We start from the raw sequence: 14,098 nt of genomic DNA, 5'->3' as shown, positions 1-14,098 counted from the left end.
AAATTCAAGGGGAAGGGATTTGAACAAGATCGAACTGGAACTCGACGAATACGATCGCATCGTGTCGGCGCTTTACGATGCATCGCTCGACAGCCGGCGCTGGGGCGAGGCGCTGGAGATGTTCCGCGTCCTGTTCCAGGCGAACTACGTCACCCTGATCCTGCGCAGTCCGGACGAAAGCAACCTTGGCATGATGATCGCCGTCGGCGTGGAAGGCGGCGACAAGGTCACCTACCTGCCTTACGGGCATTCGATGACGCCCTTCGTCAATCAGCCGGTCGACAAGGTGTTTACCGTCGAGGACCTGATGACCGAGTCCGAGTGGCGGCGCATGCCCTATTACGAGCACTGGTGCGCGCCGGTCGACGTGTTCCACGTCATGGGCGTCGATATCGCGACCCCCGATTCGGGCAAGCTGCGCTTCCGCATCACGCGCAGCGAAGCGGCGCCGAAGTTCGACGCGCTGGATCGGGGGCGCTGCGAGGCGCTGCTGCCACATCTTCGCCGCGCACTGCACATCCACAATCTGCTCGATCGCAGCGAATCGCTCGGAACCCTTTATTCGCAGGCGATCGGCAGGCTGTCGGTCGGCACGCTCGTGCTCGACGAGAACGGCAAGGTGCTCGAGCAGAACCTCATCGCGCGCGAGCTGCTCGCGGTCAACGACGGTTTGAAACTGGTGGGCGGGCGGCTGGAAGCGTCCTACCCGAGCGATAACCGCGAGCTCCAGCAGCTTATTCGCAGCGCCTTCGCGCGCCACTCTGGCGATCCGCTGGCGGTGGCGTCGGCGATGTCGGTGTCGCGGCCATCCGGCCAGGTGAGCCTCGGCGTGGTGGTCGAGCCCGTTCCCTCGCAAGAGTGGGCGGAGGGCAAGGGGCAGCCGTCGGTGGTGGTCTACATCCGCGATGCAACCGGCAAATCGCTGGCGAGCACGGCTGCGGCGAAGCAGCTTTTCAACCTCACGCCCGCCGAGACGGCGCTGGCGATGGAGCTGGCCAACGGCCTGTCTCTGGAAGAAGCTGCGGAAGCGCTGAACATCCGGCGCAACACCGCGCGTGCCCATTTGCGCTCCATCTTCTCCAAGACCGGGGTCCGCCGCCAGACGGAACTGGTCCGCATCATGCTCAACAGCGTCGCGGCGCTGAGCCGGAACGACTGACCAGAGAGGGAAGGGGCCGCCGCAGCCCGCACCCTCTCCGGCCGCGTATCCTGCACGCTTCAGCGTGCAGCGTTTTCGTAGCTGCCGGCACCGACGAGGTAATCGCCCACGCGCACGATGTAGCTGCGCTTGTTCTCGTTCTTGAGCGTGAGCGGATTGCGGAATACGTAGCGAACCTCGCCTTCGCCCTTCTGCCGGGCCAGTTCGATCATTTCCAACAGGAAGCGCTTGCCATTCACATCCACGATGTCGGCCGCCTTGCGCCCGACCTGGCGGGGCTGGCCGCCGTGCACGTGCACGACCCCATCGTTTACGCCGATCACGAACACGTAGAGATCGTCTTGAACAAAGCCGCCATTCAGGCTGCCCAGGCGGGCAAACGCTGCCTCGCCGCCGACCTTCAGCTCGTGCGCCGCGCGCCACACAAGCGATTTCGCCAGCTCAAAGCTGGCGTTGGGGGCGTAGTTGCCGACGACCAGGATGCGCTCGCCCACTTTACGGTAGGTGGCGATCTTGGGTTCGTTGCCACCCCTGATCGGGTTGTTCCAGCGATACTCGACACGCCCGTTCGGCTTCACCTTGGCGCCGTCGAGGATCTCGCGGATGAAGTGGCGTCCCTCCGAGTCGGTGAGGTCGAGGACATTGCGCCCGATCAGCGTGGTCGAGCTGCCGCCGCTGGCGAGAAAATTCCCCTTCGTGTCGATCACATAGACGTAAAGTTCGCCATCGACGAACTCGCCGGCCTGGCTGAAGCTGGCCATCGCCTGATCGCCCTTTTCCTGCAGGTGGGCTTCGGCGCGGTCGAGCAGCGCTTGCGCGCGCGCGAACTCGCTGCTCGCCTTGGTGACTGCGGAGGTCGCCGTCGCAGGGGTATCCGCGGCCTGGAGGGGGCTCGTCAATACGGTGCCGCCGAGCATCATGGCGACGATGAGGGTCTTCAGCTGAGTCATGACGCGTGGTCCTCGAAAAACGTGGTGAGCGTGGCGGTGCGGGCATTTTAGGACGAATGGCCGGGGCTGCGTTTAGTCCGCCCGGACGATGCGGGCGGCGCCAGGGGGCCGGGATACTGGCGCATCATCGTTCTGGCCCGTCTAGGGCATCGAGGAGTGTTTCATGACCGTCACCGTCGTCACCGGCTCCGCTTCGGGCATCGGCGCAGCCGTATGCGAGCAACTGAAACGCGCGGGTCATCGCGTCATCGGCATCGACCGGCAGGACGCCGACATCGTCGCCGACCTGTCCACCGCGGCCGGTCGCAAGGCGGCGGTCGAGCGCGCACTCGCGGCGTGCGAGGGCGTGCTCGATGGACTGGTTTGCTGTGCCGGACTGGGGCCGACCGCGCCTTCGAGCAGCGTGATCGTCGGTGTCAATTATTTTGGCATGACCGAACTGGTGGACGGCCTGGCGGGCGCGCTGGCGCGAGGGAACAAGCCGTCCGTGGTGCTGATCGGGTCGGTCGCCTCGGTGCACCCCGGTATGGACAAGCTGCCGATGGTGGCCGCGATGCTGGCCGGCGACGAGGCGGGGGCGCTGGCGCAGGCCGACGCGATGGCCGTCCCGCAGGCCGCTTACGCCGGCTCCAAGTACGCGGTCGCCGTGTACGCGCGCAAGAAGGCGGTCGAACTCGGGCCGAAGGGGATCCGCATCAACGTGATCGCGCCGGGTGCGGTCGAGACGCCGCTGCTGGACGCCTCGCGGGCCGATGCCCGCTATGGCGAGGCGATCCGCAAGTTCGTCGCGCCGATCGGGCGCAACAGCGCCCCTGACGAGATTGCGAACGTGGTGTCCTTCCTGCAGTCGGAGCAGGCCAGCTTCGTGCACGGCACGGTGGTCTTCGTCGATGGCGGCATGGACGCGATGAGCCGCAGCGACCGCTTCTGAGCGTCCGCTGAACCGTGCGCATGGCGCCCGCGTTTCGCAGACCGGCCCCCGTGGCCGGTTTTTAATGGTCCGAACCGACGATGGAGCGCAAGGAGCCGGTCACTAGACTGTGCGCAGGGAATATTTCTGAAGAGAGGGACGTGATGAACAAGGTGGCCTTCATAACCGGTGCCAGCCGGGGGATCGGGCGTGAAGCGGCGATCGCCTTCGCGCGGGCGGGCTTCGACGTGGCGATCAGCGCGCGGACGCTGGAAGAGGGCGAATCACATGCGCATGCCCTGACCCATGCCGACGGGCGGCCCCTGGCCGGGAGCCTAGCCAGTACCGCGGGCGCCATAAGGGAAATGGGCCGCGAGGCCTTCGCCGTACGCATGGACCTGCTCGATGAACAATCGGTGCGGGCGGCGGCGGCGGCGGTGCTGGCGCGCTTCGGCCGGGTCGATGTGCTTGTCAATAACGCCATCTACCAGGGCAGCGACCTCAACCTGCCGTTCATGTCGCTAGGCATCGATACCCTCCAGCGCGTCTTCCAGGGCTATGTGATGGCGCCGGTGGTGCTGACGCAGTGCCTGCTGCCCGCGATGCTGGCGCAGGGCGGCGGCACGGTCATCAACGTCAGCTCGGGCGCGGGCGAGAGCGATCCGCCGGTCGCGGCGGGCAAGGGCGGCTGGGGCTACGCCTACGGCGCCGGCAAGGCGGCGGTGTCGCGCCTGTCGGGCGTGCTGGCGGCGGAGTTCGGCGATCAGGGCATCCTTGCCTACACCATCAATCCGGGCGTCGTCACCACCGAGGCCTTGCGCGCCACCATTGGCGAGAAGGGCGTGCTCGCCATGCGCAAGGGCGTGGCCCCGCCGGAGGTACCGGCGGCCGTGCTGTGCTGGCTGGCAACCTCGCCCGAGGCGCCGGCCTTTCAGCGCCGGACCATCCAGGCTCAGCCTTTCGCCCTCGAGCAAGGCATCGTGCCGGACTGGCGTGCGACGATCCCGGCCAGTGTCTGAGCCGGCTTTTTTCGATACGGGAGTTTCGTTTTCATGAGCATCGAACGCGAGTCGATGGAATTCGACGTGCTGATCGTCGGCGGCGGCCCCGCGGGGCTGTCGGCCGCGATCCGCCTGAAGCAGCTGGCCGCCGGGAAGGGCCAGGAGATCTCGGTGTGCCTGATCGAGAAGGCGGCCGAGATCGGCGCCCACATCCTGTCGGGCGCGGTGATGGACCCCAAGGCGCTCACCGAGCTGATCCCGAACTGGAAGGAACAGGGCGCGCCGCTCAACACCGAAGTCACCGAGGACAAGGTGCTGTTCCTGTCCGAGACCGGCGCCCGCCAGGCCCCCAACGGCCTGCTGCCCGACTGCCTCGTGAACCACGGCAACTACATCGTCCGCCTGGGCAACGTCGTGAAGTGGCTTGGCGAGCAGGCCGAAGTCGCCGGCGTCGAGGTCTATCCGGGCTTCGCCGGCGCCGAGATCCTCTATGACGAGGCCGGCGCGGTGAAGGGCGTGGCCACCGGCGACATGGGTCTGAACCGAGACGGCACCCCCGGTCCGCATCACCAGCTCGGCATGGAGCTGCACGCCAAGTACACGCTGTTCGCCGAGGGCTGCCGCGGCCACCTCGGCAAGCAGCTCGAGGCGAGGTTCAACCTACGCGACGGCGTCGACCCCCAGACCTACGGCATCGGCATCAAGGAGCTGTGGGAGGTCAAGCCCGAGATGCATCGCCCCGGCCTGGTCGTGCACACCGCCGGCTGGCCGATGGACAACCGCACCTATGGCGGCGGCTTCCTCTACCACCTCGAGGACAACCTGGTCGCGCTCGGCTTCGTGGTCGGGCTCAACTACGAGAACCCGCACCTGTCGCCGTTCGAGGAGATGCAGCGCTGGAAGACCCACCCCGAGATCCGCAAGTACCTGGAAGGCGGCAAGCGCCTGCAGTACGGCGCGCGCGCGATTGCCGCCGGCGGCCTGCAGAGCCTGCCCAAGCTGGTGTTCCCGGGCGGCGGGCTGATCGGCGACGACGCCGGTTTCCTGAACGCAGCGCGCATCAAGGGCAGCCACGCCGCGATCAAGTCCGGCATGCTCGCCGCCGAGGCCGCCTTCGAGGCCTTGGCCCAGGACCGCCAGCGCGACGCGCTCGAGGCCTATCCCGCTGCCTTCCAGTGCTCCTGGCTGCACGCCGAGCTGCACAAGACGCGCAACTTCAAGCCCTACATGAAGAAAGGCCTGGTCCTGGGTTCGCTGCTGTTCGGCATCGACCAGGTGCTGTTCAAGGGCAAGGTGCCGTGGACCCTGCACAACACGGCCGACCACGACAAGCTCAAGCCGGCGGCCGCGTGCGCGAAGATCGCCTACCCCAAGCCCGACGGCGTGCTCACCTTCGATCGGCTGTCGTCGGTGTTCCTGTCGAACACCAACCACGAGGAAGAACAGCCCTGCCACCTGCAGTTGAAAGACGCCTCGGTGCCGATCGCGATCAACCTGGCGAAATACGACGCCCCCGAGCAGCGCTACTGCCCGGCCGGGGTGTACGAGATCGTTCAGGCCGAGGCCGGCCCGCGCCTGCAGATCAACGCGCAGAACTGCGTGCACTGCAAGACCTGCGACATCAAGGACCCGACCCAGAACATCAACTGGGTCGTGCCGCAGGGCGGCGAAGGACCGATCTACCAGGGGATGTAGGGCTTCGCGCCCGGTCGCCAGGAGGACTACATTCCGATGGAACAGCTCATTGACTGCAAGCGTGGCGATGCGCGTCGCCTGCAGATCCTGGCGGCCGCAGCGCGTTGCTTCTGCGAACACGGATTTCACGGTGCCAGCATCTCGCAGATCTCGAAAGCCGCCGGCATGAGTCCGGGGCACATCTACCATTACTTCGAGAACAAGGATGCAATCATCGGGGCCATCGTTGCGCAGGATCTCGAGCATCGGCTTGCACTGACCGAGATTCTTCGTGAGGTTGCCAATACCCGATGTGGACTGCGAGCGCACGTTGCCGAAGCCATCACGAAACAACTTGACCCCTATGCGGCGGCGTTGAAGGTCGAGATCGTTGCGGAGGCCGGGCGGAATCCGAAAGTCGCGCAGATCGTGAGAGAGGCGGATGCTGTCGGGCGGAAGGGGCTTGCCGCAGCCATACGTGAGATCCGGTCGCGATCAGGCTACATCGACGATGAGTCCATCATCGAAGGGATCGTGGAGCTCTTCTCGGCGTTGTTCGGAGGCGTCCTTCTTCGCAGCATCACCAATCCGGGGCTCGATTCGGAGGCTTTGACCAGCCGGATCGTCCGCATCATCGAGGCAACGCTTTACGCAAACAGGATCTGAGTCCCGGCCCCCATCGTGAGCGCTCCGTTGCTCGCTTTGAGGTTTCTGTGCGTAGAGCGCGCTCACCGAAGTAGGTCGGGGGCGTGGTGGATCTTGCTGAGGGGGGCGGGAGGGGGCCGGACGACGGGTCACTCCCGGAAGGGCGCGCGATGACGCTCCACGGGACAATTTGGGGACACCAATAGAGGAGCGAAGGGGGACAAACGCGGGACGACTCGGGGACACTGAATGTGTCCCGTCCCTCTTTTTTGAGCGCGTGACTGCCTGCCGACGATGACGTTCGGGAAAAAGAAAAAACCCCGCAAGTTTATGATTTGCAGGGCTTTTTAAGGTGTTCTGGCGGACAGGGCGGGATTCGAACCCGCGTTGGGATATTATCCCAAACACGCTTTCCAGGCGTGCGACTTAAACCACTCATCCACCTGTCCGACGAAGCCGCACATTATAGCGGCAAGGTTCGGGCGTTGAAAGTGTTTTATGCCGGATCGTGTGGTCCCGCCTGCGCCGCGGAGCGGGCGGCGGTGAGGAATTGCGCGACCTCGGCGGCAAGCGCGTCGAGTTCCAGGTCGAGGGCCAGCAGGTCCGGATGATCGGCGGGCAGCAGGATTCCCGGCTCGGTCTTGCACAGCGCCTCGAGTGCGTGCACGCGTTCGACCGCCGCTTGCGACCGCAGCTGGGCGAGGCTGCCGCGCAGGGCGTGGGCGAGTGCGGAGACCTGGGGCATGTCACGCGCGCCGACCGCGGTGTTCAGCCGGGCGCGCATGTCCTCGAGCCAGGGTTCGAAGGTCTCCAGCACCTTGACCACGGCGGACATGCTGCCGCACAGGTCGGCGCACAGGGCGGCCGGGTCGAAATGGGCCTTCGGCTGCTCGGGCACGGACACGCTCGTCGGACTTCCGCTTCAGGGCTGCGATGGCGATCTGGCGCTGGCCTCGCCGACGGCGGCGGTCAGCGATCCGACGGTCACCGGCTTGGTGATGATTTCGTCGAAGCCCGCGGAAAGGTAGCGCTGGCGTTCGTCATCGTGGGCGTGGGCGGTGTAGGCGATGACGCGGATGTCCTTCCACGCCGGGTTGCTGCGGATGCGCCGACAGGCTTCCATGCCACTCATGTCGGGCATGGAGATGTCGAGCAGCATGAAGGCCGGGGTGACCTCGCCGAGGCGCTCGAGCATCGCCGCCGCGCTCGAGAACTCCTCCACTTTCCACCCGAGACGCTGCAGCAGCAGGCGGCCGACGGCGATGTTGACCGCGCTGTCGTCGATGATGAACGCAAGCTTGTTCATGTCGTTCCCGGCCCGCTCAGCCCGCGTTGCGCTGCCGCCGGCGCAGCGCGATCAGGGACTGGACGTAGCCGCGGAGTTCCTGGAACGGGATCGGCTTGCGATATACCGTGACGTCAGGCGGCAAGCCTCCTGCCGCTGCGATCTCCTTGGCGGTCAGGGCGGACACCACGACGATGGCGACGTCGGCGCACAGCGGGTTCTCGCGCAGGCGGCGGATCATCTCGAAGCCGTCGATGCCGGGAATGCGCAGGTCGACGATCAGCAGGTCGGGCGGCTCGCGACCGATCTCGACCATCGCATCGAGGCCGTGGCCGATGACGTGCACGTCCAGCGGCGCTTCCCAGTTGGCGAACGTCTCGCGATAGATGCCCTGCAGCAGGCGATCGTCCTCGACGACCAGCACCCGCAGCTTGCTGCCCGCGCTGGTGCTGCGCGCCTGCAGCCCCGGTGCGCGGGCCTTGGCGAGCAGCGCATCCACCGAGTCCTGGCGGATCCGGCGGTGTCCGCCGGCCGTCTTCCAGCCTGCCAGGGTCCCGCACTCGACCATCTGCTGTACGGCGCCGAGAGACAGACCGAGCTGTCTGGCGGCCTGTGCCGTGCTGATGAACTCACGGGTTGAGTCGGACTTGTCGGCCATGGGTGTTGCGATTCGACTAAAAGAAAGAAAAATAGCAGAAACAACGGCCCTTCGGTGCACTGCAAGAAGCTCCCGCGGTGCAGAAGGCGGCGGCGGCCGGCAATGGAGCCTGGCGCTACAATGTGCGCTCGGTATCAGCACGAGGCGCGCGCGTGCGCCGATGTGCGGGCGGCCATCAACTACATCGAAGTGGGAAGCGTGGGCATGAACGGATCGAAGAACGTGCTGGGCGGCGCACTGCTCGCCTGCAGCTACTCGCCATTGACCGGTTTCTACCGCACCGGATGCTGCGAGACCGGACCCGACGACCTCGGCCGGCACATCGTCTGCGTGCGGGTGACGGCGGACTTCCTGGCGTTCTCGCGCACCGTGGGCAACGATCTGTCCACGCCGCGCCCCGAATTCCGTTTCGCCGGACTGCAGCCGGGCGATCGCTGGTGCCTGTGTGCGCTGCGCTGGAAGGAGGCGCTGGAGGCGGGCGTGGCGCCGCCGGTGGTGCTGGAGGCCACCCACGAAGCCGCCTTGCGTATCGTCGATCTCGACACGCTGAAGGCCCACGCCTACGGCGCCACGCACGGTCCGCGCGCCTGAGCGGAGAGCGGGGATGGATCGCGCCCGCCTGGCCCGCCTGCTGGAGTCCCTCGAAGCCGGCCTGGTGGAGCGCCGTCAGGTGCTGCGCCTGAGCCTGCTGGCCGCGCTCGCCGGCGAACACACGCTGCTGATCGGACCGCCCGGCACCGCCAAGAGCGCGCTGGCGCGCCGCATCCACCTGGCGTTTCGCGAGGCGCGCTACTTCGAGCGCCTGCTCACCCGCTTCACCGTCCCGGAAGAGCTGTTCGGCCCGCTGTCGATCCGCGCGCTGGAGGAGGACCGCTACGAGCGCCATGTGGCCGGTTTTCTGCCCGACGCCGAGGTCGCCTTCATCGACGAGGTGTTCAAGGCCAACAGCGCGATCCTCAACGCCCTCCTGACCCTGCTCAACGAGCGCGAGTTCGACAACGGCGCGGGCCGGGTGCACTGTCCGCTGATCAGCGTGATCGGGGCCACCAACCAGGTGCCCGAGGACGAGGTGGCGGAGGCCTTCTTCGACCGCTTCCTGCTGCGTCTGACGGTGGGACCGGTGAGCGCGGACGGCTTCCGTGCCCTGCTGGCGCAGGCGGGGCGGGATGGCGCGCAAGGGGCCGGGCGCCTCGACGCGGGAGCGATGAATCTCGGCGCCTCGGGTGAGTTCGATGTCCGGCCTGCTCCGGGCGATGGCGGCAGTCCGAGCGGCCACGCACGGCTCGGCGGGCTACAGCTCGGCGCTGCCGAGCGTGCCGCGCTGACCGCCGCCGCACAGCAGATCGCGCTGCCGGACGAGGTGCGCGCGCGACTTGCCGAGCTGCGCACCTGGCTGGCGGCGGAACGGCACTACGTATCGGACCGGCGCTGGGTCAAGATCGGCCACCTGCTGCGGGTGGCGGCGGCGAGCGAGGGCAGGGCGGCGGTGGAAGAGTGGGATCTGGGCCTGGTGCCGCCCTGCATCGCTGCCGATCCGGCGCTGCAGCAGGCGGTCGCCGACTGGCTGACGATCCGGCTGGGCATCCGCGAGGCCTTTTCGCCGCCGCGGCTGACACGGGTGGTGGAGGCTTTCGAGGCGCAGTTGAAGGCCGAGCGCGAGGCCAACGATCTCGATTACGACGAGGCCGGACGCCTGCGCTTTTCCGCGCTCGATGCGGCGGCCCAGGCGGCAGAAGCCCTGGGCGAGCCGGGGACAGCCGGACAGGCCGGTGCGCTGGCGGGGGCGATCGGCGACGCCAAGGGCGGCTCCGCCGCGCTGCGCATGACCTACTCCCGCAGGCGCCGCTACGGCAGTTTGCACATCGCCGCGCGCGTGGAGCAGATCGACGCCTTGCTGCAGCGCCTGGCGGCCTGCAGCGACGAACTGGCGGCGCGGTGCGAGTCGCTGGCTGAATGGTCGGCGCAGGCGCTGTGGGCCGATCCGGGCTTCGTGACCGCCGCGCAGGCGAATCTGGCCGGCGTCGCAGCCGCACTGGCCGCGCTGGACCGGCGCGCCGGTGACGCCCGGGCCGGCTTCGAGGCGCTGCCGCGGCTGGATGCGGACGGCGCCCGGCCGCCGGCGGTCGAGCACGAACCCTTTCCGGATTGAGCGCCGGCCGTGAGCGCGCCCGCCGTCCGTGCCGTCACGCCCCGCCTGTTCGAGGCGCAGGAGGCGCCGCTGGCGGCGCTCGACCGCCTGCCCCGCAGCCTGTGGCTGGGCGGCATGACCCACGCCGGCGGCGAGCTGGCGTCGCGGCTCGCGGCGCTGGCGGCGTGGCGGGACGCGCTGCTACGGGGAGCGCTGCCGGAGCCGGCACCCGCCTGGCCGGCGTCCGCGCTGCAGGTGGGGGTGCGTGAAGTCCTCGCCCGCCTGAAGCTGGCCGACTATTGCGCGCATCGCGACGAACTGGCCGACACCGTGCTGCAGGGCCTGCTCTTCCACCTCGACCTGATCGTCGACTACCGCGACCGTGGGGCTGGCGAGGCCGAGGCCGACGCCATGGCGGTCGAGGCCTTCGCCGCCGACTGGGCCGAGCGCTGCGGCGAGCTGGACGAGCTGATCGGCGCCTTCGGCGATCTCGGCGACCTGCTCAAGAATACGCGCTGGGACGCCCTGCGCGGCCTGCTGCGCAGCAGCGAATGGCGCGAGCTGGTGCGCATCCGCCGCCTGATCGAGCGCCTGCCCGAACTCGCCCGCATCATCCGTGGCCTCGGCCGCGCGCGCCAGACCGACGTCGACGACGCATCCAGCCAGCCCCTGAACACGGTGATCGAGGCGGCCGAATTGCAATCCCCGTGCGCCCGCCGCCTGCGCGTCCCCGACATGCCGGGCGAGACGCGTGGCGTGCATCGATCGGGGCGGATCGCGCGCATGCTGCCCGCCGAGGCCATGCTGCTCGGCCATCCGCAACTGCGCCTGGTGTGGCATGCCCGTCATGCCGAGCGCACGCTGCTCGCCTACGAAGACGACGACCACCTGCAGGAGACCCGCCAGGCGCGCGCGCCGGTGCTCCGACCGAGTCCGCGCCCGGCATCGGCAAAGCGCCTGGAGATGGGGCCGATGCTGATCTGCGTCGATACTTCCGGCTCGATGCGCGGCGGCGCGGAGGCGGTGGCGAAGGCGGTCGTGCTCGAGGCGGCGCGCAGTGCGCATGCGCAGGGACGGGCGTGCCACGTGTTCACGTTCGGTGGGCCGGACGAGGTGCTGGAGATGGCGGTGAGCGTGGACGTCGAGGGCGTCGGCCGGCTGGCGCGCTTCCTCGGCCAGGGCTTCGGCGGCGGCACCGACATCGGCGCGCCGCTGGAGAGCGCGATCGCCCGCCTGGAGGTGGCCGAGTGGCAGCTCGCGGACCTGCTGATCGCCTCCGATGGCGAGTTCGGTGCCACCCCGGTGCTCGCCGAGCGCCTGCTGACGGCGCGCCGCGAGCAGGGCCTGCGCGTGCAGGGCATCCTGATCGGCGACCGCGAGACCATCGGCCTGCTGGAGCTGGCCGACGATATCCACTGGGTGCGAGACTGGCGGCGCTACGCCGGAGTAGCATCGCCTGAGGGAACGCCTGCCGCCGCCGGCGGGCATGTGCGCGGCGAAGGCCTGGAGGCCGGCGGCTCGCCGGTGCATTCGCAGAGCCTGACCGCCAGTTATTTCCCTGGCGCGCTGCGCAACCCCGAGAACCGCGCCCGCACCGTCAGTCCCGAGACCGCCGCGGCCGCGGTGCGCGCCGGGCTGCACCGAGGAGACCCCGCATGAGTTTCGCCACCGATCTCGTCGCCGAGCTCGAACGCGCCACCGCCGGCCACCCGGTCCCCCGCGTCCGCGCCCTGCATCTGCCGCCCGCCGCGGCCGCGGCCTCCAAGAACGGCGAGTTCTGCGCGCTGGAGCTCGACGACGGCGCGCTCGGGATCTCCTACGTGCTGCTCGACGACACGCTGCAGCGACTGATCGATGCGCCCGATCGCGGCGGCATCGTCGGCATGGATGCGCTCGCGCTGGCGAGGGAGTTCGCCGCCGCGCCCCCGGGCAGCGGCGTGAGGCGGGTGGAGACCGAGGTGCGCGACCTGCGCCGCACGCTCGGCTTCGCCGCCGCGAATGCGTTGTCGCGCACGGTCATGGAGCGCATGGGCTTCGCCCCGCCGCGCGCCACCGACTCCATCGGCGGCATCGACCCGCGGGCGGGCGACCACGTCGGCATGGTCGGGCTGTTCTCGCCCCTGCTGAAGCAGGTCACCGCCGCCGGCGCGCGCCTGACGGTGATCGAACTCAATCCGGACTACGCCGGCCATTACGACGGCTATCGCGTCACGCTCGATGCCGGCGAACTCGAAGGCTGCAACAAGGTGCTCTCCACCAGCTCCATCCTGCTCAATCACTCGGTGGACCGCATGCTCGCCCACTGCCGCGGCGCCGAGCGTATCGTGCTGATCGGCCCCAGCGCCGGCTGCCTGCCCGACCCGTTGTTCGCGCGCGGCGTCACCGTGGTTGGCGGAAGCTGGGTCACCGACCGCGCCGGCTTCATCGACGCCCTGTGCCGCGGCGAGTCGTGGAGTGCCTTCGCCTACAAGTTCGCACTCAGCGCCGCCGACTGGCCCGGCCTGTCGGCCGGACGCTGAGCGACACGCTGGCCGTGGCCTCGATCTTCGACATCCTCGCCGAGCAGCGCATCCTCGATGCCGAGCGCAGGGGCGAATTCGTCGGCCTGCCCGGCGCCGGCCGGCCGCTGGTGTTCGAGGACGAACTCTTCGTGTCGCCCGAGCAGCGCATGGTCAACAAGATCCTGCGCAACGCCGGATTCATCCCGCCGGAGATCGGGCTGCGCAAGGAGATCGCCGCGCTGCGGGCGGAGATCGCGGCGCAGGAGGCGGGCAGCGAACGCCATCGCCAGCTGCGCCGGCGGCTGGCGATGCTGATCGTCCAGCTGCAGGAGATGGGGCAGGCGCGGGGCTGATCGGTCTCCATGCGCTTGCGTGCTTGTCGGGGTGCAGGAGGGGATACGGGGGCATCGACAATCCCGAAGAGGGACGTGGGCCGCCTCGCGCCGCAGGTGACACGCGAGCGGGGTTTCAATAGTCGGTTTCGATTGTCTGTCCCGTGCGCCTGTCGATGTACCAGCCCTTGCGCACGACCTTGCCGTTGGAGATCTCGGCCTCCCGAAAGTCCCCGCCGGCAAAGGAATGGACGGGGCTGACATGGAGGGGCCGTCCCTTACGGTCGCGTTCGCGCGGATCGTATCCTGGGCGCCTCTGGATGTCCCAGCCGAACAGCGTGCCCTGATTGCTCATGCGGAACTTCAGGCGCAGGTTTCCGCGCGGGTCGCGCTTGAGGTCGTCGATGAGCGCCTGCGGGATGCGGGAGCCGACTTCGATGGTTTCGTCGCCGATGATTCGACCAATGTAGCGACTGCCAACGCCCTCGATGAAACGCCGATCGGAAGAATCCCGCCACAGGATGCGGACGCGCTCGGGGACGGGCTGGGAGAGCATCATCTTCGTCTGATTTCTAAGGGTCTGAACGCTAGAGGCATAAAACTCATACTTGGCGTTTTCGGGGAAGAACTCGACACCCAGGAATTCCTGCCCCCGCATCGCATCGACCACCAGTTCGAAGCCGGCCCGCCCGAATCGCTCCAGCATGCGTTGGCGGCTCTCCAGGTATCTGGCCTGTTCCGGCGTCACCGGCTTCTCGGGCGGCGGCGGTGCGGTTCGGCAGCCGGCGAGGACAAGGGCGCCCAGTGCCAGCAGGGCACGGCGGGACGGCGATGGAAGTCTCGGATTCATGCAGT

The 14,098-nt window shown here is 68.3% G+C and carries 15 protein-coding genes and 1 tRNA gene; 10 read left to right on the top strand and 6 right to left on the bottom strand.

Annotation, left to right across the window (positions count from 1 at the left end):
• The first annotated feature begins 19 nt into the window (after positions 1-19).
• Positions 20-1,159: a helix-turn-helix transcriptional regulator gene (locus CKCBHOJB_RS11345; RefSeq protein WP_281048778.1), complete on the top strand. Its 1,140-nt coding sequence runs from the start codon at positions 20-22 to the stop codon at positions 1,157-1,159.
• A gap of 59 nt (positions 1,160-1,218) precedes the next feature.
• On the opposite strand, the gene CKCBHOJB_RS11340 is transcribed toward CKCBHOJB_RS11345, so the two are convergent.
• Positions 1,219-2,109, bottom strand: coding sequence for a cache domain-containing protein (locus tag CKCBHOJB_RS11340; protein WP_281048777.1), 891 nt, complete (start codon positions 2,107-2,109; stop codon positions 1,219-1,221).
• Between the two features lie 163 nt (positions 2,110-2,272).
• Here CKCBHOJB_RS11340 and CKCBHOJB_RS11335 point away from each other — a divergent pair, with 163 nt between their 5' ends.
• The 4 genes from CKCBHOJB_RS11335 to CKCBHOJB_RS11320 all read left to right on the top strand — a co-directional run bounded on the left by CKCBHOJB_RS11335 (position 2,273) and on the right by CKCBHOJB_RS11320 (position 6,360).
• The gene (locus CKCBHOJB_RS11335) at positions 2,273-3,040 is read left to right on the top strand and encodes an SDR family oxidoreductase (RefSeq protein WP_281048776.1); all 768 of its coding nucleotides are present in this window, start codon (positions 2,273-2,275) and stop codon (positions 3,038-3,040) included.
• Between the two features lie 80 nt (positions 3,041-3,120).
• On the top strand, positions 3,121-4,038 hold the full coding sequence (locus tag CKCBHOJB_RS11330) for an SDR family oxidoreductase (protein WP_281048775.1): 918 nt from the start codon (positions 3,121-3,123) through the stop codon (positions 4,036-4,038).
• A gap of 39 nt (positions 4,039-4,077) precedes the next feature.
• Positions 4,078-5,715 carry an electron transfer flavoprotein-ubiquinone oxidoreductase gene (locus CKCBHOJB_RS11325; RefSeq protein WP_281051679.1) on the top strand — a complete coding sequence of 546 codons (1,638 nt, stop codon included), beginning with the start codon at positions 4,078-4,080 and terminating at the stop codon, positions 5,713-5,715.
• Positions 5,716-5,751: 36 nt separating this feature from the next.
• The gene (locus CKCBHOJB_RS11320) at positions 5,752-6,360 is read left to right on the top strand and encodes a TetR/AcrR family transcriptional regulator (RefSeq protein WP_281048774.1); all 609 of its coding nucleotides are present in this window, start codon (positions 5,752-5,754) and stop codon (positions 6,358-6,360) included.
• A 337-nt stretch (positions 6,361-6,697) separates the two neighbouring features.
• On the opposite strand, the gene CKCBHOJB_RS11315 is transcribed toward CKCBHOJB_RS11320, so the two are convergent.
• The 4 genes from CKCBHOJB_RS11315 to CKCBHOJB_RS11300 form a co-directional block, all read right to left on the bottom strand.
• A tRNA-Ser gene (locus tag CKCBHOJB_RS11315) sits at positions 6,698-6,788 on the bottom strand.
• Between the two features lie 47 nt (positions 6,789-6,835).
• Positions 6,836-7,237: an Hpt domain-containing protein gene (locus CKCBHOJB_RS11310; protein WP_281048773.1), complete on the bottom strand. Its 402-nt coding sequence runs from the start codon at positions 7,235-7,237 to the stop codon at positions 6,836-6,838.
• Positions 7,238-7,261: 24 nt separating this feature from the next.
• Entirely contained in the window at positions 7,262-7,645 is a 384-nt protein-coding gene (locus CKCBHOJB_RS11305) for a response regulator (protein ID WP_281048772.1), read from the bottom strand.
• 16 nt (positions 7,646-7,661) lie between these two features.
• Positions 7,662-8,282, bottom strand: coding sequence for a response regulator (locus CKCBHOJB_RS11300; protein ID WP_281048771.1), 621 nt, complete (start codon positions 8,280-8,282; stop codon positions 7,662-7,664).
• A gap of 204 nt (positions 8,283-8,486) precedes the next feature.
• Between CKCBHOJB_RS11300 and CKCBHOJB_RS11295 the strand changes: the two genes are divergently transcribed.
• The 5 genes from CKCBHOJB_RS11295 to CKCBHOJB_RS11275 are packed head-to-tail and all read left to right on the top strand — an operon-like array spanning position 8,487 to position 13,264.
• A complete protein-coding gene (locus tag CKCBHOJB_RS11295) occupies positions 8,487-8,873 on the top strand; it encodes a DUF2237 domain-containing protein (protein ID WP_281048770.1) in 387 nt (128 codons plus the stop codon).
• Between the two features lie 13 nt (positions 8,874-8,886).
• A complete protein-coding gene (locus CKCBHOJB_RS11290; protein ID WP_281048769.1) occupies positions 8,887-10,431 on the top strand; it encodes an AAA family ATPase in 1,545 nt (514 codons plus the stop codon).
• 9 nt (positions 10,432-10,440) lie between these two features.
• On the top strand, positions 10,441-12,069 hold the full coding sequence (locus tag CKCBHOJB_RS11285; RefSeq protein WP_281048768.1) for a VWA domain-containing protein: 1,629 nt from the start codon (positions 10,441-10,443) through the stop codon (positions 12,067-12,069).
• The gene (locus CKCBHOJB_RS11280; RefSeq protein WP_281048767.1) at positions 12,066-12,929 is read left to right on the top strand and encodes a DUF364 domain-containing protein; all 864 of its coding nucleotides are present in this window, start codon (positions 12,066-12,068) and stop codon (positions 12,927-12,929) included. The genes CKCBHOJB_RS11285 and CKCBHOJB_RS11280 overlap by 4 nt, the downstream gene beginning before the upstream one ends.
• 14 nt (positions 12,930-12,943) lie before the next feature.
• The gene (locus CKCBHOJB_RS11275) at positions 12,944-13,264 is read left to right on the top strand and encodes a DnaJ family domain-containing protein (protein WP_281048766.1); all 321 of its coding nucleotides are present in this window, start codon (positions 12,944-12,946) and stop codon (positions 13,262-13,264) included.
• A 115-nt stretch (positions 13,265-13,379) separates the two neighbouring features.
• Here the strand turns inward: CKCBHOJB_RS11275 and CKCBHOJB_RS11270 are convergent, their stop codons facing one another.
• Positions 13,380-14,093 (bottom strand): hypothetical protein, encoded by a 714-nt coding sequence (locus CKCBHOJB_RS11270; protein ID WP_281048765.1) that lies wholly within the window; start codon positions 14,091-14,093, stop codon positions 13,380-13,382.
• Positions 14,094-14,098 lie beyond the last annotated feature (5 nt).

The sequence above is a fragment of the Thauera sp. GDN1 genome (assembly GCF_029223545.1).
Classification (GTDB): Bacteria; Pseudomonadota; Gammaproteobacteria; order Burkholderiales; family Rhodocyclaceae; genus Thauera.
This window is presented reverse-complemented; position numbering and strand designations above follow the sequence as displayed.

Bases quoted from the DNA above. Each gene is read 5' to 3' on its own strand.
- CKCBHOJB_RS11340 (WP_281048777.1), bottom strand. From the start codon at position 2,109: ATGACTCAGCTGAAGACCCTCATCGTCGCCATGATGCTCGGCGGCACC.
- CKCBHOJB_RS11330 (WP_281048775.1), top strand. From the start codon at position 3,121: ATGGAGCGCAAGGAGCCGGTCACTAGACTGTGCGCAGGGAATATTTCT.
- CKCBHOJB_RS11270 (WP_281048765.1), bottom strand. From the start codon at position 14,093: ATGAATCCGAGACTTCCATCGCCGTCCCGCCGTGCCCTGCTGGCACTG.
- CKCBHOJB_RS11305 (WP_281048772.1), bottom strand. From the start codon at position 7,645: ATGAACAAGCTTGCGTTCATCATCGACGACAGCGCGGTCAACATCGCC.
- CKCBHOJB_RS11290 (WP_281048769.1), top strand. From the start codon at position 8,887: ATGGATCGCGCCCGCCTGGCCCGCCTGCTGGAGTCCCTCGAAGCCGGC.
- CKCBHOJB_RS11300 (WP_281048771.1), bottom strand. From the start codon at position 8,282: ATGGCCGACAAGTCCGACTCAACCCGTGAGTTCATCAGCACGGCACAG.
- CKCBHOJB_RS11335 (WP_281048776.1), top strand. From the start codon at position 2,273: ATGACCGTCACCGTCGTCACCGGCTCCGCTTCGGGCATCGGCGCAGCC.
- CKCBHOJB_RS11280 (WP_281048767.1), top strand. From the start codon at position 12,066: ATGAGTTTCGCCACCGATCTCGTCGCCGAGCTCGAACGCGCCACCGCC.
- CKCBHOJB_RS11295 (WP_281048770.1), top strand. From the start codon at position 8,487: ATGAACGGATCGAAGAACGTGCTGGGCGGCGCACTGCTCGCCTGCAGC.
- CKCBHOJB_RS11320 (WP_281048774.1), top strand. From the start codon at position 5,752: ATGGAACAGCTCATTGACTGCAAGCGTGGCGATGCGCGTCGCCTGCAG.